Below are 17324 nucleotides of genomic sequence, written 5' to 3'. Positions count from 1 at the left end.
GCGCTAAATTCGGCGCATGGCCGAATACCGCGACAGCTCGGGTAAGCGACTGGATGACTATCCTCAACCGTCCGTCGCGGTGGACACGGCGGTCCTCACGGTCGCCGACGGCGCGCTCGCCGTGCTTCTCGTCCGTGCCGGTGATTCTGACGACGAGTGGCGTCTGCCCGGGTCGTTTCTGCATGCGGGGGAGACGCTCCGTGGTGCTGTGCTGCGCTCGCTACGGGCCAAGGCGGGGATCGACGGGCTCCGCCCTCGTCAGCTCCATGTGTTCGATGAGCCCGGGCGGGATGATCGGGGATGGGTGCTGTCCGTTGCACACGTGGACGTCGTTCGCGTGGATCGGCTTCCGGCGTCGGAGGTGCACCTGCTCGCGCCCGTTGATGACCTGCCCGACCTGAAATACGACCACCGGGATATCGTCGCGTTCGCCGTCGATGCCCTGCGTGCCGAGTACCTCAGTTCGCCTGACCCCGCGGGTCTTCTCGAAGCGCCGTTCACGATGCGGCAGCTTCGGCTGGCGCACGAGGCGGTGTCGGGCGAGGCGTTGATGCCTGACACCTTCCGCCGGGCCATGTTGCCACAGCTGCGCGCGACCGGGGAGCTGCTCATCGAAGGGCGGGGGAGGCCGGCGGAGCTGTTCGAGCGAGCGTGAGGCGCCTCTCGGTCTGACGCTCGTCGTATCTGAGGCTGACCCGGCCAGTCAGGCAGTCGACCGAGGTGCTCGCTCGCGACGCCCTCGAGGCCGACCAGGCGACAGGAGCAAGGACGATGCACGCAGGCACCCCCGGTGACCAACACCCCTCGACGAAGCCCGCGACGCTGGCGAGGTCATGGCGGAGCGGACGGCGTGGCGGATCTGCCGAGACAACGGCTGGTGGTCCGCGTTCGGGAAACCCCGCCGCGGGAAAGGACGACGCCCCGGCCCCCCGGTGCACGACGATCTCGTGCGTCGGGAGTTCAACGCCGATGCCCCTAACCGGCTCTGGCTCAGCGACACGGAGCACAAAACCGGTGAAGGCAAGCTCTACCTCTGCGCGATCAATGACGTGTTCTCGAACCGGATCGTGGGGTCCGCGATGAGCGACCGGATGAAAGCGCGTCTCGCCGTCGACGCCGTCAATAGCGCCGTCACCAGGCGCGGGAACGTCGCTGGCTGCGTGGTCCACACCGACAGAGGGTCCCAGTTTCGCGCGAGGAAGATGGTCCGGGAGCCTGACCCCCATCGACCGCATCAACAACGGTCGGAGTCAGTACAACTAGAACCGCTGCACAGTCCGGTCGCTTCAGTCGAAGCCCGGCACCCGCTAGCCTGCAGAATCTCAGACTTGCGCTCTTAACCACCGCGCTCTAGGCAGCCACGCGCGGATCCGCCCCGCATCCCACCCGTTGCAGGGAGCTCACGGCGCCCTTCGCGCAAAACGATCCCGATGCACCGGGAGACATCCGCCGTCGGGGGTCCGGTCAGGTGACTGCGGCCGCGTAGCGTCGAAGCGCCCGGGCACCGGGTGTCCCGGCATCCGTTCGGGGCCGATCAGCCGGCCCTGATCGCTCCGACGAATGGAACTCTCGTGGACATCACCACCCTGCCTATCATCTCCACGCTGCTCGACCTCACCTCCCGCGGCCTGGTCGGCTCGACCTCGATCGTCACCCCCTGGACGGGAGCGCTCGCGATCCTGCTCGTGACCCTCGTGATGCAGGCGGCGCTCATTCCCGCCGAGTTCTTCAAGCGGGCGTAGCTCTAAAGGCCAGCTTTCTCGTCGTCGTCGTCGTTGTTGCGCTGGAGTCTGTTCGCCACCTTGTTGGCGAGCCGCCCGGTGGACATCCGCGCGCTCTCCAGGGTGTCACCGCCGAAGCGACCGACGGCATTCAACCCTTGCTTGCTTGCGCCTACCACGCCGTCGCGCATCTCGGCAGCCGCTGCGGTCCACCGACGTGCTTCGAGTGACTCGCGATCGTCTGCGAGCCCGAGAGTCAGATGGAGGTCTGCGACACCGGACGCGATGTCGTTGCTGGCCTTCACCACCACCCGCGCCGGCCCCGGGTTCAGGAGCACCTTGGCGTTCGCGCGGCCTGCGGCTGTGTCCATTCTCGCCACCAGCTGACTCGTCGCATTGGCGATTGCATCCAGGCGTCGTTGACGTGCCGTGTGCAATGCGAGCCGGTGGCGATCGATCTCGTCCGGTGCGGATTCGAGCACCCGATCCAATTCCAGAACAGACATCGAATCCTGCAACTGGAAGCAGCGGGCCAGCACGGCGAGCCAATCGACGACCGTCGCGTGCACCTCCTTCGCGAGATCGACGAGTTCGCTCACTTTCGTCTCACGTTCGAGCTTCTCCGCGAGTGCGTCGATCTGGCGTAATGCGTACGCCTGGGTGCGCGCGATCGTGGCCGCCGACCCCTGCACCTTCGACCATGTCACCTCGGAGACGTACCCCACCTCGGCGCGGATGACCATCGCTTCATCGAGCATCAATTCCACCCCGATCATGTCAGCGAGCACAGAGTCCTTCTGCGCGCGCAGGATGTCGTCGACCTTCGCGTCGATCTTCGCGAGGTAGTCGGTGATCTCCTCCATCTGCTTCTGCATCGCGTACTGGGCCATGAGACCGCCGACGCCGGCGAGAATGGCCGGATTGGTGAGCATCGCTCCCGGCTTTGCGACGAACTGCAGGTTCTTTGCGAACTGGCCGTTGGTGCCGCGGGTGGTCGCTTGGACGAACTTTCCACCCGATCTCTGCACGAGGTTCGCGGTATGGGCCGCGCGGGCCGATTCCTCCGTCAGCTTCATCCAGCGGCCCGCGTTCGCAGACACTTCGGACGCCGCCTGCAGTGCCGAGCCACTCTTCGCGACCACGGAGTTGAGTCGCTGGAGGTCCAGTTCCTGCGAAGGCACGCCAGCCGAAGCGACGAAGAGCTCGACCGCCTTCGGATCGCCGATGACGGCGATCCCGTCACCATCGCTGATGAGCTCCAAATCTCCACCGGGGGTGGGCGCAGGTGTCATCTGGTCGTCTCCTCTGGTGCTGCGGGCAATAGCTACTGTGCGAACTCGAATGTGATCTCGGCGTCGGGGTCGACGCTCTTGATGATCGTTCCGTAGAACACTTCGGACTGGTCCTTCAGCAATTGAAAACTGCTCGCGACCCACTTGTCCTTGCGTTCGGTGCTGAGGATCTTGTTGACCATCCCCGTCTCGCTGATCTGCGGTGTCAACCAGCTCAACATCCCGTTCTCTTCGATCGGGTCTTCGAAATGCTCGTCGGAGTGACCGATGAAGATGAACGAGGGGATCGTGACGGTGTAGGCGTTCTCGCCGTCAGCGACGATCTCGACCTGGGAGCCGTCGACGCCGAGCTTGGCATTGAAGCCGTATTCGATGTACTTGGTTCGGTCGCCCGCATCCACGGAAACGCCGAAGAGCTTTCCGTCCGCGTTCGCCCGCTCGAGCCCTTCGATTCTCAGGCTCGTCAGCGCGACCTCCTGCTGCGGGAGCTGGTACTTGATGACCTCCGACGTGTTGGTACTCATCCCGCCAAAAGCGCCTGCGAACAACGACGGATTGACCACGCCGCTCATCACTGCGGCGGCGGCGGCGCCGACGAGGACTCCGGGTACGACGATGAGCGGCCACAGGCGGACCTTGGCGCGGAAGAAGTTCATGATTTGCGGGACATCTGTTCTGTCAGGCGCCGAGGCGCACGCGAGCGGAGGTGACTGGTGCGGTCGCGGTCGTCAGGTGTCTCCCGGATGGATGCAGCGGTGCATTCCTGGTTCGAACCTAAGGCCTTCAGAGGATTCCCTTTTGCATTGGTGGCCGAGAAATCGCGCGGTGCCGGTATGGCGTCATCCCGAACGCGGGCGCTTGCCCGGCGCCTAGGACGAGAACGACCGCGTCACGAAGACCCACCGACTCGCGACCGACCCGCGTCTCGCGCAGGAACTGTGGGAGCGCAGCGCCGAGATAGTGCGGCTCGGGTGAGGCTCCGTTAGCCTGAGGTCCACACGACGCGACGGGAGGCGAGCATGATCCACGATCTTTTGCGCGTCGTCCTCGAGGTCCTCGGGCTCCTCGTCGCCGTCGATCCGTCGCTGAGCGGCTCCACGCTCACCGTCGCGCTGCTCGCGCTCGCCGTCCTCACGATCGCGTTCCTCGCGACCGCCGTGCACGCGAGCACGCGCGGAGCGGCGCCGCATCCCACCCGTCGCATCGAACTCACGGCACCGCTCGCGCAGAGCGATCCCGATGCGCCGGGACACGTCCGCCGTCGCGGTCCTGGTCAGGTGACTGCGGCCGCGTAGCGTCGAACCGTCCGGGCACCTCGTGCCCCGGCATCCGTTCGCGGCCGATCAGCCGACCCTGATCGCTCCGACGAACGGACCCCCATGGACATCACCACCCTGCCTGTCATCTCCACACTGCTCGACCTCACCTCGCGCGGCCTGCTCACCCTGACCTCGCTGCTCACCCCCTGGACGGGAGCGTTCGCCGGCGCGCTCGCCATCGTGCTCGTGACCCTCGTGGTGCGGGCGGCGCTGATCCCCGCCGGCATCGCGCAAGCCAAAGCCGACCACGCGCGGATGCGGCTCGCGCCGCGGCTGCGCGAGATCCAGACCCGGTACCGCGGCGACCGGGAACGCCTGCAACGCGAGACGATGGCGCTCTACCGCTCCGAGAACGTGTCGCCGTTCGCGAGCTGCCTACCGATCCTCATCCAGGCGCCGATCGTCGGGCTGCTGTACTCCGTCTTCATCCACGCGAGCATCGCCGGGCACACCAACGAGCTGCTGTCGCAGACGCTGCTCGGGGTCCCGCTCGGCACGAGCCTGCTGCACGCCGTCACGACCGGCACTGCGGACGTGGTGACCTGGCTGGTGATCGGATGCCTGGTGCTCGCGATCGCGGCGGTGGGGGAGATCACGCGGCGGGCGTTCCGGGTCGAGCCGGCGGAGGGGGTGCCGGTGGCGGCGCTGGGGGCGCTGCAGTTCGCGACCGCGGTCGTCGCGGTGTTCGTGCCGGTCGCGGCGGGGGTGTACCTGCTGACGACGGTGACGTGGACGCTGGGGCAGCGGGTCGTGTTGCGGCGGGTGTATGGGTGAGGCGCGCCCGGTCCGCCGCGCTCGCCGGCCTACTCGGACGACCAGCCCGCGACGATGCGGTTGCACTCCGCGCGCGCCCCGGCGAGGTCGACGAGGTCTCGTTCGACATCGGCGACCTGCGGGTCGAGGTCGTCGTCCGGTGCCCGATGCCGGGACAGGAGGTCGAGATCAGCTCGCGCCGTGTGATCCGTGCCCTCGAGCGCTGCGCGCAAAGCCTCCACCGCGACGCGGAGATCCGCCTCGACGTGCGGGTTGCCGATGTCGGCCAGCAGCCGGACCTCGTCCAGAAGGGATGCTGCGACCCGACCGACGTCCACCGCCGACGCGACCGCGTCAATCGTCGCCGCCCGAACCGCCCGCTCCCGCTCGGGACCCTGGTCCATCGCGAGAGCCGCCCCGAAAGCCGCGGACCGGACGCCGTCCTCCTCGGCGGCCCCCAACGCCAGGCGCCGCGTGCGGCTCAGCCGCTGCTCGGCCTGTCGAGCATCGGGGTCGTCGGCGGTGTAGGCCGCCACCATGCCCAGCAGCCCCGCGGCGATACCCGTCATCACACCGCAGGCGGCTCCACCACCCGGTGCCCCCTTCGCCTGCGCGAGACGGTCCACCCATTCCGCGACCGGCGTCTCCGCGGGGTCGATGTCATCGCTGGCCATGCGACGACGCTACCCGTGCGGCTCCCGGTGACGAAGCCGGGGGAGGGGGCGGCGAGCATACGTCCACGGTCGCCCACTGCAACCCTTCGAGGCGAAAAGACACCGTGCCCTACCGTGACATCATGACCCGCCCCCTGCCCTTCGACGTCGCACCGTGGAGCATCGGCCTCAGCGGAGTCGACGTGGACCGCCTGCCGCACCGCGAATCCGTCTTCGCTCTCTCCAACGGGCACATCGGGTGGCGCGGGCTGCTCGACGAGGGGGAGCCCCACGGCGTGCCGGGTAGTTACCTCAACGGCGTCTTCGAGGAGCATCCGATGCCCTACGCCGAGGGCGGCTACGGCTACCCCGAGTCCGGGCAGAGCGTCATCAACGTGCCGAACGGCCAGGTGATCCGCTTCACCGTCGACGACGAACCCCTCGACATCCGCGAAGGCACCCTCCACGACCACGAACAGCACCTCGACTTCTGCGCCGGCACCCTCGAGCGCGCGCTCACCTGGACCTCGCCCGCAGGCAGCACCGTCCGCATCCGCTCGACTCGCATCGTCTCGCTCGTCCACCGTTCCGTCGCGGCTGTCCGCTACGAGGTCGAAGCCGTCGACGACCCGATGACGATCACCATCCAGTCCGAGCTCGTCGCGAACGAACCCCTGCCCGAGCCGCACCCCGACCCGCGCGTGCAGGACATCCTCGAGACCCCGCTCCGGAGCGCAGGCAGCTTCGTCTTCGACAGCGCTGCGACCCTCGTCCATGAGACCCGCAACAGCGGGATCGGCGTCGCCGTCAGCATGGACCACCTCGTGTCGAGCGCAACCGCCGAGGTGCGCACCGCGGCATCCGACGACCTCGCCCGCACCACCATCCGCGCCCGCCTCGCACCCGGCGAACGGCTCGAGGTCGTCAAGATCGTCGGGCACGCATGGGCGACCGGACTCTCGGCCCCCGCGTTGCGCGACCGCGCCGAAGCCGCCGTCGCCGACGCGATGCGGGACGGCTGGACCGGCCTCCTCGCCGCGCAGCGCGAACGGCTCGACGACTTCTGGGCCTGCGCCGACGTCCGCGTCGAGGGGCAGCCCCGCCTGCAGCAGGCGGTGCGGTTCGCGCTGTTCTCGGTGTTCCAGGCCGCGGCGCGTGCCGAGCAGCGCTCCGTCCCCGGCAAGGGACTCACCGGCGCCGGCTACGCGGGCCACACGTTCTGGGACTTCGAGGCCTACGTCCTGCCCGTCCTCACCGCGACCGCACCGGATGCCGCGAGGGAAGCCCTGCGCTGGCGCCACGCCACCCTCGATCACGCCCGCGACCGGGCGCGCCAGCTGCACCTGCAGGGTGCGGCGTTCGCGTGGCGCACCGTCGACGGACGCGAGTCGTCGGGATACTGGCCCGCCAGCACGGCCGCGTTCCACATCAACGCCGACATCGCCGCCGCCGTCGTCCACTACGTGCGCGCCACCGGCGACGTCGACTTCGAGCGCGACGCCGGCCTGGAGATCCTCGTCGAGACCGCCCGCCTCTGGCAGTCCCTCGGCCGCACCGACGCCGACGGTCGCTTCCACATCGACGGCGTCACCGGTCCCGACGAGTACACCGCCCTCTACGACGACAACGTCTTCACCAACCTGATGGCGCGGGCGAACCTCGAAGCCGCCGCGGATGCCGCGCGTCGGCATCCGGACCTCGCCCGTGATCTCGGGGTCGACGACGGCGAGATCGGCGAGTGGGTGCGCATCGCGGGCGCGATGCACGTGCCGTACGACGAGGAACGCGGCGTGCACCCCCAGGCGGCGCGGTTCACCGAGCTGGAACGATGGGACTTCGAGACCGACACCCCCGGCGACGAGCTGCTGCAGGAGCGCTACCCCTACGTGCAGCTCTACCGCAAGCAGGTGCTCAAGCAGGCCGACCTCGTGCTCGCACTGTTCTTCTGTACCGACGCGTTCACGGCAGACGAGAAGGCACGGGCGTTCCGCTACTACGAGGCGCTGACCGTGCGCGACTCCTCGCTGTCGGCGGCGATCCAAGCGGTGGTCGCCGCCGAGGTCGGGCATCTAGGGCTCGCTGCCGACTACCTCGCCGAAGCCGCGACGATCGACCTCGACGACCTGCACGGCAACGCCGAGGACGGCCTGCACATCGCGTCGCTCGGCGGCATCTGGACGGCGCTCGTCGCCGGCTTCGGCGGCATGCGCGACACGGCCGATGGACTGCGATTCGCCCCTCGACTGCCGGAACAGCTGACGGGGCTCGCGTTCGGCATCCGCTGGCAGGGGCGCACGCTGCATCTCGAGATCGCGTCGGATGCCACGACCTACCGCCTGAGCGCAGGCGCGCCGCTGACGATCCGGCACTTCGACGAGCCCGTCGAGCTGATCTCCGGCGGAGACGTCACGGTCCCGACACCGCGGCTGCCGGATCCGGGGGAGCGCCCGACCCAGCCGAAGGGGCGCGCGCCGCGGCCGTTCGCGGAGGCGCTCGCGGAGTGATGCGCGGACTCCGCGCGGCGTGAGCCGTCCCCACATGGTCACGCCGCGCGGCATCCGTCAGAAGCGTCGCGGCGTGCATGCCATCCCCCAGAAGAGACGCCGCGACAATCGGGTTTGTCGAACGCTGTCAGCGTAGGGAAGCGCGCTGGGCGGTCGCGATGGGGAGAACTGCCCATCGATCCGATCGGACCAGAACGACGCCCCGCTAGCCTGACCCCGTGCCGTTCGCCCTCGCGCTCACCGTCGTCCTCGCCCTGCTCGCGGTCTTCCAGATCGCGCTCGCGCTCGGAGCTCCGCTGGGGCGATTCGCGTGGGGTGGCCAGCACCGTGGGCTGCCTGCGAAGCTCCGCATCGGCAGCCTCGTCTCCCTCCTGATCTATGCGCTGATCGCCGTGCTCGCCTGGGATCGCGTACGGGCGATCGACGTCGTGCCGGACGTCGTCGCCCAGGTCGGCATGTGGGTCGTCTTCGCGTACTTCGTGCTCGGCATCCTCATGAACGCGATCTCGCGCAGCAAGCCGGAGCGGAACACGATGGTGCCCGTCTCGATCTTGCTCGCCGTGCTCTCCCTCCTCATCGCGATGGGGTACGGCGAACTCGCGATGGCCGCCCGCGGGTAGAGCCGCACCGCCCCCTGCCGCCGCGGCGGTGGCAGGCTGGAACCGTGACGTTCTCCGCCCCTCCGCGTGTGGCGCGGCTCCGCGCCCGGCTGCTCACCGCCCTCGCCGGTGACCCGACCGGGATGGCTCCGTACGTCCGCGCGCTCGCCGACGGCGACGACGCCGGATACTTCGCCGAGAACGGCCCCGCGTGGACGGTTCACGCCGGCATGGGCACCCTGGTCGCCGGCATCCGTGCCCTTCTCCTGCAGGCTTTGCATCCGGGCGCCCTCGCCGGCGTGCACGACTGGTCGCGCTACCGTGACGATCCGATCGGGCGCCTCACCGGCACCGTCCGCTGGGTCATCACGCTCACCTACGGGTCCACGACGCAAGCGGATGCCGAGACGGCCCGCGTCGGGCGCTTTCATCAGCGCGTGCAGGGCGAGTACGTCGGCGGTGACGGTTCCGCGCGGACGTACACCGCCGAAGCCGCAGACCTCGTGCGCTGGGTGCACCTCGCCTTCACCGACGCGTTCCTTCGCAGCCACGAGGCCTACGGCGGGTCGATCCCCGGCGGACCCGACGCGTACGTCGCCGACTGGGCCACCGCCGGACGCCTCATGCGCGTGCCCGATCCGCCGCTCACCGAGGCCGCGCTCCGTGCCGAGATCGACGGCTTCCTCGACCGCGGCGAGCTGCGCCGCGACGAGCGCGTCGACGACGTCGTCCGGTTCCTGAAGAAGCACCCGTTCACTGGGCTCATGGGCGTCGCCTACCGCGTGCTGTTCGCCGCAGCGGTCGCGACGTTCCCCCCGCGAATCCGGCGGATGCTCGGCGTCCGCCGCTCTTGGCTGCCAGTGAAGACCGCGACCCGCCTCATCCTACGCGTCACCGAGCGCGCGCTCGGTTCCGGCCCTCGCGCGCAGGACATGGCACGGCTGCGATTGCGACGACTGGAGGGCTAGCGCGCGACGCGCGGCGCAGTAGGGTCGAAGAGGTGCATCGCCGCACCGCCTCTGTAAGCGAGAGGCACATTTCCGGGGGGGAACATGAGTATCTATTCTGACTTTTTCGAGTACCGAGACTCTGACACGAGGCCGCCGCTCGACCCCGTGCGTTCGACCCTGTATGTGATCGACGCGAACGTTCTCCTCAACCTATTCAAGTTCACCCGCAGTGCGACTGCGGAGATTCTCTCAGCGATGAAACAGATGTCATCTGTTCTCTTCGTACCGCACCAGGTCATGAACGAATTCTGGAGCAATGTTGCAACCGTCCGCCGGGGCGACCATCACCGGGAGGCGGCAGGCAAGATGTCGAGCGCGCACGATGAGATGGAACGGGTGATCGGCACCTGGCTCGAGAGGACGGGCCTCGTATCAGAACGCGACCAGGTCGTGCAGAGATCGCGGAACGCCAGGGACGATCTTTCCCGTGCGGTCTCGCGAGTCATCGAGATATTCGAGGAAGTCGAAACCGACGCCAGCGACGGGCAGAGAACAATCATTCCGTCTCTCGAGAAGACCCTCGACGGTCGAGTCGGCGACGCGCCCACCTCCGAGCAACGTCGTCAGTGGATAGACGAATTCTCGACCAGAGTGGCCGCTCGCATCCCGCCCGGTTTCCGGGACGCAGAATCCAAGAATGGTGAGAGTGCGGCCGGAGACTATCTGATCTGGCGGCAGATCCTTGATCGGGCCAGCGCCGTGTCGAAAGAGCGACAACGGCCGGTCGATGTCACCTTCATCACCAACGATCTGAAAGATGACTGGGTTCGCGAGCCGCGGTCAAGCACAGCTCCCTTGGCGCACCGCCATCTCATTCGCGAGTTCGCGGAGCAAACTGGAAACGGCGTTTTCCGTATCGGCACATTCCGGGCGTTGCTAGAAGTAGCCAACGAACATTTCGGGGCGACGGTTAGTGAAGAGTCCCGGGCTCAGGCGCAGGCACAATCTCGACTCGTCGAAGCCGAATGGCCGGTCGAGGCTGTCAGGGATTATCTCAAGTGGCTCCTTGAGCGTGAGTACACCGATCAGTTGCTGGTTCTTTTTGCAGCCGTGAACGCATCCGCGCAGCTGGACGAGGGAATCACAATCGAGCACGCGAGAACGCTCACCGGACGGGACAAACTGACCGCCTTCTCACCCCCGTACCGCACGGCCCTGCGCCAGGCCGCGGTCCAGGAGGCGGGTATCTCTGAGCCCGCCATAGCCCTGGAAAGCGACGGCGTTTTTCGCGCGACGGGTATTGACCAAGACGTCACCGACCGAGCGATAAGTGATGATGAGGATCTCGGCGAGTGGAGAGATCGAGCGGTGGCGTTCGTTACAGGCCTAGGCGCAGAGGGGTGAACGAGATCACTTCGGAAGAATCCCTTCTTCTGTTAACAGTCGATGTCGATGTTCTCTCCGACGTGGAGCCCCCACAAGGGGGCTGGGAGCGCGGCGTGATTGAAGAGGACTATTCCTTCAACGGCAAGAGTCTCCGCACGACCGCCGAGGCCCGGGCCACTAACTTCCCGCCCCTTCTTCGTCCGGTTCTTTACGGATCCGGTTCTGGGGCGATGGTGCATGCCACTCGATTCCGGATGTCGGCCGCGCTTTTGCAAGCTCTCAACAGCGGATATGGCCAGGGTGAGCTGTCGTTCCAGTCCGTCGAGTTGCTTCGTGCCCTCTCGGTCGAGAACTCATCCCGAGTTCCCGGCATTCTGATGATGCAACTCCGCATCACTCACCGTGACCTCGATGAGTTGAGCGCGGCGGTGGCGGCGCTGAGCCATGAGCGCGTCGAAGCACAAAGGGGGTTCACGCGTGGGGGCGACATTTTTTCCAAGCTGGAGGAGGCGGGCGTCCTAGGGACGCACGTGCAGCGTCCTGATCCTGGAGCCGACACGGCACCCCCGATATACCCGACCGTTTTGTTCCGGACTGGCCAGCCCGGAGGAGGCGTCGATTCGCCGACGACGCGTGACGTGGAGCTGTTCGCCGTAGCTTCCGCGCAATCGCCGAGCAAGATTCACGCCGCGCAAACGAAGGTCGATGAACGGGTACAGGGAGCCCTCCGGCTCAGCAGATCCTGGTCCGCCCTGATCCTGCGGCATGGATCCGCGTTTCAGCTCCACGACGCCGAGGGGGAGCGCTTCGAGCAGGCTGAGGTCTACTTCCGGTCTCTCTATGCGGACGGGATCGCCTTCAGCAGGCTGCAGGACCGACTCCTTCGTGCGCTCGAGTCACGGGTTCGAGTCCTGCTACTCACGTCGAAAGCGGATGACGTCGATGCGAGCCGCTTCGCGCAGGCAGCTAACTCGTTGAATCGATCACTGCTCATCCAGGCGACACGGTACGGTCTCACCGGACTTGTTGCGAGCACCGGCAAGGTGATGGACGTCACGGCTGCGTATCGCCGGGCGGCCAGTGTGGACTTGCGTTATCAGACCACCGACGATTTGTTGCAGCGATTGGTCGAAGTTAGCTCCGCTGATCGCGACAATCGGAGGGAGACCCTGATAGCGGCACAGGTCGCGGCTCAGGAACGTCAGAACCGGTTGATTGCGCTGGTTGGTGCGGTGGTGCTTCCGGCCACTCTTGTGATGGATGCGATAGGCCTGTACTACTCGACCAACGTGGTTGCCGTCGGTGTCGGAGCTGCGTCTTCTGTCGTCTTGGGCGTCGGCTTCTGGGTGCTTCTACGAGCCGCTGGGACCGTCACATCGCGTCGTCGGCGGACACCGCCTCCGGACTGAGGCTGCAACGCTTTTCCGTGGCTCGTTCGAGCGGGCCCTGGGGTCTGAACAGGACATGGCGCGCTGCGGTTGCGGCGGCTGAAGGCTAGGCCACCTAGCCGAGGGGGATAAAGCCCCGGAGGATGGCGGCATAGCCGTCTTCGACCACATCGGGATCAGTGTGAGCGACCTCGCGACCGTGCAGTTCGACTCCGTCATGACGATGCCGCGTGCACCCGAGAAGATGCCGACGCTCCGTCTCGCGGTACCGCGGCAAAGAGGAGCTCATCCTCTACCCGGCCCGCGATGAGCAGGACGGACTACGCCTTGTCCGTTGTGTACGACGACGCCGTGCGGCTCGAGTTCACGATCAACCCGACCCGTGGCCACTGAACCCGGCCACACCGCGCTCCCATCGTCAAGAGCCGACACGGACATAGCGAAGGGTGTGACACTCGCCTCATGCGAACCATCGTCATCACCGGCGCCAGCGACGGGATCGGAGCCGCGGCATCCCGTCACCTCGTCGCCCGCGGCCACCAGGTCATCCTCGTCGGACGCTCGCCCGAGAAAACCCGCGCCGTCGCCGATGAGGTGGGGATGCCGCACCACCTCGCCGACTTCTCGGACCTGGCGCAGGTGCGCCGGCTCGCGGGCGAACTGCTCGCCGCCTACCCGCGCATCGACGTGCTCGCGAACAACGCTGGCGGCATCTTCGGTCCCCGCAAGCTCACCACCGACGGGTTCGAGCAGACGTTCCAGGTGAACCACCTCGGCCCGTTCCTGCTGACGAACCTGCTGCGCGAGCGGCTGGTCGAGAGTGAGGCATCCATCATCCAGACCGCCAGCGCCGCCGCCCGCATCTTCTCGCGGTTCGACATCGCCGACCTGAACGGTGCGCGCCGCTACTCCGGACGCGTCGCCTACGGCAACGCCAAGCTGTCGAACATCCTCTTCACACGCGAACTGCAGCGCCGATGGGGGAGCGAAGACATCTCGGCCGGCGCGTTCCACCCGGGCGTCGTCGCGACCGGGTTCGCGGGCAACCTGACCGGACCGTTCCGGTTCATGTACCACAACCCCCTCGCCAAGCGACTGCTGACGACGACCGACGAGGGCGGCAAGCGCCTGGTGTTCCTCGCCGACGGAAAGCCCGGCACCGACTGGCTGCCCGGCGCGTACTACGAGAACGACCGGGTCACGAAGACCCATAAGCTCGCGACTGACGAGCAGCTCGCGCGCGAGCTGTGGGACCGCAGCGTGGAGATGGTGAAGCTCGGCTGAGACGCCCGCGCTGTCAGACGAGGGCCGTTGCGACGTAGCCGGCGCCGGCGATCGCCAGTACGGCGACGCCCACCGTCGACCACGCGATGGCGCGCGGCCAGTCGATCCAGCGGCGCGTGCGCAAGCCAGGACCGAAACCGGCGGCATCCGCTGCGCGGACGAACTCGTCGAACCGCACCGTGACGCGGGGCGCCTCTGTCTTTCGATGAGAGTCGCTCGTCCGCGGGCGGGCGCGGTCTCGGCGAGGTGGGGCTGACGTCGTGGACGACCGGGCGCTGCTCGAGGTTGACGGCCGCCGCTCGTTCGATGGTGAAGAGGCGGACGGCGCGCCCGCGAACGTCACGAGGATGTCGTGCGCCTGCCGCGCTCGGTCGAACGCCAGGCTGAGGCGACGGCGTTCTGCGTCGGATGCCGTCGGGTGGCGATCGGGATGCAGGTCGCGCGCGCGGCGGCGGAACGCGTCGCGGACCTCCTTGGCGCTCGCGCCTCTAGCCACACCCAGCGTCTCGCGCGCCTCATCGAGGGTCATGCGGCGTCCCGCAGATAGAGCTGGTACTCGCGTACCAGCCGTTCGTCGCGTCTACGCGCGGCTCCGGTCGTCACGTGAAGGATCATCTCGGCGGTCATCCGACGCTTTCGCACCTCGTGGGCGACGAGGCAGAGAAACCCGATGAGGAGGAAGGCGGAGGCTGCCAGCCGCAGGGCGTCGATGCGAAAGGCAGCGGCAGCGATGAAGGCCGCCCCGCACGCGATCAACGCGATCGTGGAAGCACGTTGCCAGCCTCGAATGGGCGCGTACCAGGCGGTCGCCGCTGCATCCCATGTCGGATTCGTCGTCCAGAACTGCCACCCGGCCGGCGCGGGCTTCAGGCCGGGAAGCGGCGTCCATCCGACCGGCGGCTGCCAGAAGGCGTTCTCGCGAATCCACTCATCGGTGGGGGTGGGCCATCCACGCGGCGTGAGGAAATCTCCGCGCACGCCGGCTACGCGAATTCGTCGGGGTGACACGAGATCAAAATCCTTCGGGTGGAGAAAAGGCCGTTCAGTAGATTAGCGAACTCTCATCATTCGGATGACGGCTACCCGATGCGACCCAGGAGAGAGAGGATGCCGACATGCCGCAGTACGCCGTCCTGATCTACACCGACGACTCCGCGCACGCCCTCGACGCGTCGGATCAGCAGCTCGCCGAGCCCAACGCGCACGGCGACGAGCTGGCCCAATCGGGAGCGCTGCGCGCCGCGTACGCGTTCACGCCTCGCGCGCTCGCACGATCCGTCCGCGTCAGCGGGGTGAGCCACGGAACGTTCGTCGACTCCGCTCAGGTCGTCGCCGGTGTGTATGTGATCGAGGCGGACGACGAGGACGCGGCACTCGCGATCGCGGCGACGAATCCCGCCATCCGCGGCGACGGCGGCGTCGAGGTCAGGCTCATCCACAGCGGTACCTGACCGGGCGGTCGGCGTCACTGATCTGGGCGTGCGCCCCCGATCACGCGGGCGAAGGGCGGCGGAGTCGTGGACTACTGACGAGCGCGGCGTGACCCACCCCAGGGCCACGCCGCGCGGCATCCGTCAGCTCTGGATGAACGCCAGGATGTCGGCGTTCAGCACGTCGGCATGCGTCGTCAGCATGCCGTGCGGGTAGCCCTCGTAGATCTTGAGCGTCGCGTTCGGCAGCAGCTCGGCCTGCGGAAGCGCTGCGCCCTTGTACGGCACGACCTGGTCGTCGTCGCCGTGCAGGACGAGCGTCGGCACCGTGATCGCGCGCAGGTCGTCACGCTGATCCGTCTCGCTGAATGCCTTGATGCCCTCGTAGTGCGCGAGCGCGCTGCCCGTCATGCCCTGCCGCCACCAGTTGTCGATCACCGGCTGCGACGGCGTGACACCCTCACGGTTGAAGCCGTAGAACGGGCCGGATGCCACGGCCTCGAAGAACTCGGCACGGTTGGCCGCCAGCGCCTCACGGAACCCGTCGAACACCGACAGGGGAGTGCCCTCGGGGTTCCAGTCCGTCTGCAGCATGATCGGCGGCACGGCCGCGACCAGCACCGCCTTCGCCACGCGGCCCTGCGGTTCGCCGTGCTGTGCGACGTAGCGGGCGACCTGGCCGCCGCCGGTCGAGTGCCCGATGTGCACGGCGTTCTGCAGGTCGAGGTGCTCGACGACGGCGCTCACGTCACTCGCGTAGTGATCCATGTCGTGTCCGGTTGCGATGTCGGACGACCGGCCATGACCGCGGCGATCACTCGCGATCACGCGGAACCCCTTGCTCAGGAAGAAGAGCATCTGCGCGTCCCAGTCGTCGGACGACAGCGGCCACCCGTGGTGGAAGACGATCGGCTGGGCGCTCTTGTCGCCCCAGTCCTTGAAGTAGATCTCGGCGCCGTCGTCGGTGGTGATGAAAGGCATGGGCTTGTTTCCCTCTTTCTGGGGTGAGGTGGATGCCCTCACGCTAAAGCGCTTTCCCCGCCTTCGTCGTGGCCCTCTCAGTACCCGCTTACGCCGCTGTCGTGTCCACCGGCATCCGCTCATGCGCGCCGCCGGGACCCGTGCCGCGGTACCGCGCCAGCCTGCTCGCGGACGTCGGCGTCGATGACCCGGCATCCGGGAGCGTCATCGTCCCGCTGCGCAGTGCGGCCTGCAGCTCGAGCAGGGCGCGCTCGCCGACGCTGCCCGGAACGCCGTAGCAGATGACCGTGTAGAGGCCCGGATGCGCCTCGAGGATCTGCCACTTCGTGTCGACCCATCCGTGCTCGGGAAAGTAGTTGGGCGCGACGCCTGAGGTCAGCGGCAGCGCCTCGTGCTGCTCCCACAGGTCGCGGAAGTCGTCGTCGTCGAGCAGGAGTCCGGTGATCTCCTGCCAGCGCGGATCGGACGGATTGCCGTAGTAGCGCACCCGTGACACCGAGGAGCGCGCGCCCTCCTGCCACGACGCCAGCTCACGCAGCTCGGGCGGCGCCTCGAACTGCATGAGCACGAGGTTGTTGCCGACCTCCATGTACCCGGGCGCGACCGCGCGGATCAGGTCGTTGACGACCACGATGTCCTGATTGCGGTCGATGATGTACGCCGCCGTGTGATCCCAGTGCGTGATCAGCTGCACGAGGTCGACCGGCGGATCCTCGCCTCGATGCACCTCGAACGGTGCCTCCGAATCGGGCAGCGCGAGACGCTGCAGATAGGCCGTGCCGGCACGGTCCAGCCGCAGCGCGCGGGCCAACGAGTTGCAGACCTGCAGCGACATCTGATGTCCGCTGCCCTGCTCGAGCCGCCGGTAGTATTCGGCGCTGATGCCCGCCAGCCGGGCGACCTCCTCGCGCCGCAGACCGCGGACGCGGCGACGAGGTTCGGGAGGGATGCCGACGGCATCCGGCGTCAATCCGGCGCGGCGCGCGCGGAGGAAGCTGGCGAGCGCACTCTTGTCCGCGCTCGATCGATCAGATGTCACGCCAGACATCTTGCCCGAGTCGTGT

At 67.6% G+C, this 17324-nt stretch carries 19 protein-coding genes; 12 read left to right on the top strand and 7 right to left on the bottom strand.

All coding sequences use genetic code 11. The features are described 5' to 3' along the window. Positions 1–16 precede the first annotated feature (16 nt). The 3 genes from ABCU91_RS12340 to ABCU91_RS12330 all read left to right on the top strand — a co-directional run bounded on the left by ABCU91_RS12340 (position 17) and on the right by ABCU91_RS12330 (position 1742). Complete coding sequence (locus ABCU91_RS12340; protein ID WP_413353906.1) at positions 17–655, top strand: NUDIX hydrolase; 639 nt, start codon at positions 17–19, stop codon at positions 653–655. A gap of 178 nt (positions 656–833) precedes the next feature. Beyond that, a complete protein-coding gene (locus ABCU91_RS12335) occupies positions 834–1340 on the top strand; it encodes a DDE-type integrase/transposase/recombinase (RefSeq protein ID WP_413353905.1) in 507 nt (168 codons plus the stop codon). A gap of 231 nt (positions 1341–1571) precedes the next feature. Next, on the top strand, positions 1572–1742 hold the full coding sequence (locus tag ABCU91_RS12330) for a hypothetical protein (RefSeq protein ID WP_413353904.1): 171 nt from the start codon (positions 1572–1574) through the stop codon (positions 1740–1742). 2 nt (positions 1743–1744) lie between these two features. On the opposite strand, the gene ABCU91_RS12325 is transcribed toward ABCU91_RS12330, so the two are convergent. Beyond that, a complete protein-coding gene (locus ABCU91_RS12325; RefSeq protein ID WP_413353903.1) occupies positions 1745–3013 on the bottom strand; it encodes a hypothetical protein in 1269 nt (422 codons plus the stop codon). A 32-nt stretch (positions 3014–3045) separates the two neighbouring features. Then, complete coding sequence (locus tag ABCU91_RS12320) at positions 3046–3669, bottom strand: hypothetical protein (protein WP_413353902.1); 624 nt, start codon at positions 3667–3669, stop codon at positions 3046–3048. 363 nt (positions 3670–4032) lie between these two features. Between ABCU91_RS12320 and ABCU91_RS12315 the strand changes: the two genes are divergently transcribed. Further along, entirely contained in the window at positions 4033–4308 is a 276-nt protein-coding gene (locus ABCU91_RS12315; protein ID WP_413353901.1) for a DUF6412 domain-containing protein, read from the top strand. An 84-nt stretch (positions 4309–4392) separates the two neighbouring features. Then, on the top strand, positions 4393–5106 hold the full coding sequence (locus ABCU91_RS12310; RefSeq protein ID WP_413353900.1) for a YidC/Oxa1 family membrane protein insertase: 714 nt from the start codon (positions 4393–4395) through the stop codon (positions 5104–5106). Positions 5107–5135: 29 nt separating this feature from the next. Here ABCU91_RS12310 and ABCU91_RS12305 read toward each other — a convergent pair whose 3' ends face one another. Then, positions 5136–5759, bottom strand: a complete 624-nt coding sequence (locus tag ABCU91_RS12305) for a cyclodeaminase/cyclohydrolase family protein (protein WP_413353899.1) — start codon at positions 5757–5759, stop codon at positions 5136–5138. Positions 5760–5881: 122 nt separating this feature from the next. Between ABCU91_RS12305 and ABCU91_RS12300 the strand changes: the two genes are divergently transcribed. The 6 genes from ABCU91_RS12300 to ABCU91_RS12275 all read left to right on the top strand — a co-directional run bounded on the left by ABCU91_RS12300 (position 5882) and on the right by ABCU91_RS12275 (position 13849). After that, entirely contained in the window at positions 5882–8242 is a 2361-nt protein-coding gene (locus ABCU91_RS12300) for a glycoside hydrolase family 65 protein (RefSeq protein ID WP_413353897.1), read from the top strand. 218 nt (positions 8243–8460) lie between these two features. Next, entirely contained in the window at positions 8461–8862 is a 402-nt protein-coding gene (locus ABCU91_RS12295) for a hypothetical protein (RefSeq protein WP_413353896.1), read from the top strand. A 44-nt stretch (positions 8863–8906) separates the two neighbouring features. Continuing rightward, entirely contained in the window at positions 8907–9809 is a 903-nt protein-coding gene (locus tag ABCU91_RS12290) for an oxygenase MpaB family protein (protein ID WP_413353895.1), read from the top strand. Between the two features lie 84 nt (positions 9810–9893). Continuing rightward, complete coding sequence (locus ABCU91_RS12285) at positions 9894–11195, top strand: PIN-like domain-containing protein (protein WP_413353894.1); 1302 nt, start codon at positions 9894–9896, stop codon at positions 11193–11195. Then, positions 11192–12586 (top strand): hypothetical protein, encoded by a 1395-nt coding sequence (locus ABCU91_RS12280; RefSeq protein WP_413353893.1) that lies wholly within the window; start codon positions 11192–11194, stop codon positions 12584–12586. Before ABCU91_RS12285 ends, ABCU91_RS12280 begins: the two co-directional genes overlap by 4 nt. 441 nt (positions 12587–13027) lie before the next feature. After that, a complete protein-coding gene (locus ABCU91_RS12275; protein WP_413353892.1) occupies positions 13028–13849 on the top strand; it encodes an SDR family NAD(P)-dependent oxidoreductase in 822 nt (273 codons plus the stop codon). A gap of 13 nt (positions 13850–13862) precedes the next feature. Here ABCU91_RS12275 and ABCU91_RS12270 read toward each other — a convergent pair whose 3' ends face one another. Further along, complete coding sequence (locus ABCU91_RS12270) at positions 13863–14378, bottom strand: DnaJ domain-containing protein (protein ID WP_413353891.1); 516 nt, start codon at positions 14376–14378, stop codon at positions 13863–13865. Next, entirely contained in the window at positions 14375–14827 is a 453-nt protein-coding gene (locus ABCU91_RS12265) for a hypothetical protein (RefSeq protein WP_413353890.1), read from the bottom strand. Before ABCU91_RS12265 ends, ABCU91_RS12270 begins: the two co-directional genes overlap by 4 nt. A gap of 137 nt (positions 14828–14964) precedes the next feature. Here ABCU91_RS12265 and ABCU91_RS12260 point away from each other — a divergent pair, with 137 nt between their 5' ends. Further along, a complete protein-coding gene (locus ABCU91_RS12260; protein WP_413353889.1) occupies positions 14965–15300 on the top strand; it encodes a YciI family protein in 336 nt (111 codons plus the stop codon). A 123-nt stretch (positions 15301–15423) separates the two neighbouring features. On the opposite strand, the gene ABCU91_RS12255 is transcribed toward ABCU91_RS12260, so the two are convergent. Both ABCU91_RS12255 and ABCU91_RS12250 read right to left on the bottom strand, forming a co-directional pair. Next, positions 15424–16260 carry an alpha/beta fold hydrolase gene (locus ABCU91_RS12255; RefSeq protein ID WP_413353888.1) on the bottom strand — a complete coding sequence of 279 codons (837 nt, stop codon included), beginning with the start codon at positions 16258–16260 and terminating at the stop codon, positions 15424–15426. Positions 16261–16348: 88 nt separating this feature from the next. Beyond that, positions 16349–17299: a helix-turn-helix domain-containing protein gene (locus ABCU91_RS12250; RefSeq protein WP_413353887.1), complete on the bottom strand. Its 951-nt coding sequence runs from the start codon at positions 17297–17299 to the stop codon at positions 16349–16351. Positions 17300–17324: the final 25 nt, after the last annotated feature.

The organism is Microbacterium phoenicis, assembly GCF_047302325.1.
Lineage (GTDB): Bacteria > Actinomycetota > Actinomycetes > Actinomycetales > Microbacteriaceae > Microbacterium.
The sequence above is the reverse complement of the archived record's forward strand: the minus strand, read 5'-3'. Positions and strand labels throughout refer to the sequence as shown.

Coding starts and splice junctions, on each gene's coding strand:
- ABCU91_RS12340 (WP_413353906.1), top strand. CDS start 17: ATGGCCGAATACCGCGACAGCTCGGGTAAGCGACTGGATGACTATCCT.
- ABCU91_RS12335 (WP_413353905.1), top strand. CDS start 834: ATGGCGGAGCGGACGGCGTGGCGGATCTGCCGAGACAACGGCTGGTGG.
- ABCU91_RS12325 (WP_413353903.1), bottom strand. CDS start 3,013: ATGACACCTGCGCCCACCCCCGGTGGAGATTTGGAGCTCATCAGCGAT.
- ABCU91_RS12320 (WP_413353902.1), bottom strand. CDS start 3,669: ATGAACTTCTTCCGCGCCAAGGTCCGCCTGTGGCCGCTCATCGTCGTA.
- ABCU91_RS12315 (WP_413353901.1), top strand. CDS start 4,033: ATGATCCACGATCTTTTGCGCGTCGTCCTCGAGGTCCTCGGGCTCCTC.
- ABCU91_RS12310 (WP_413353900.1), top strand. CDS start 4,393: ATGGACATCACCACCCTGCCTGTCATCTCCACACTGCTCGACCTCACC.
- ABCU91_RS12305 (WP_413353899.1), bottom strand. CDS start 5,759: ATGGCCAGCGATGACATCGACCCCGCGGAGACGCCGGTCGCGGAATGG.
- ABCU91_RS12300 (WP_413353897.1), top strand. CDS start 5,882: ATGACCCGCCCCCTGCCCTTCGACGTCGCACCGTGGAGCATCGGCCTC.
- ABCU91_RS12285 (WP_413353894.1), top strand. CDS start 9,894: ATGAGTATCTATTCTGACTTTTTCGAGTACCGAGACTCTGACACGAGG.
- ABCU91_RS12275 (WP_413353892.1), top strand. CDS start 13,028: ATGCGAACCATCGTCATCACCGGCGCCAGCGACGGGATCGGAGCCGCG.
- ABCU91_RS12270 (WP_413353891.1), bottom strand. CDS start 14,378: ATGACCCTCGATGAGGCGCGCGAGACGCTGGGTGTGGCTAGAGGCGCG.
- ABCU91_RS12260 (WP_413353889.1), top strand. CDS start 14,965: ATGCCGCAGTACGCCGTCCTGATCTACACCGACGACTCCGCGCACGCC.
- ABCU91_RS12255 (WP_413353888.1), bottom strand. CDS start 16,260: ATGCCTTTCATCACCACCGACGACGGCGCCGAGATCTACTTCAAGGAC.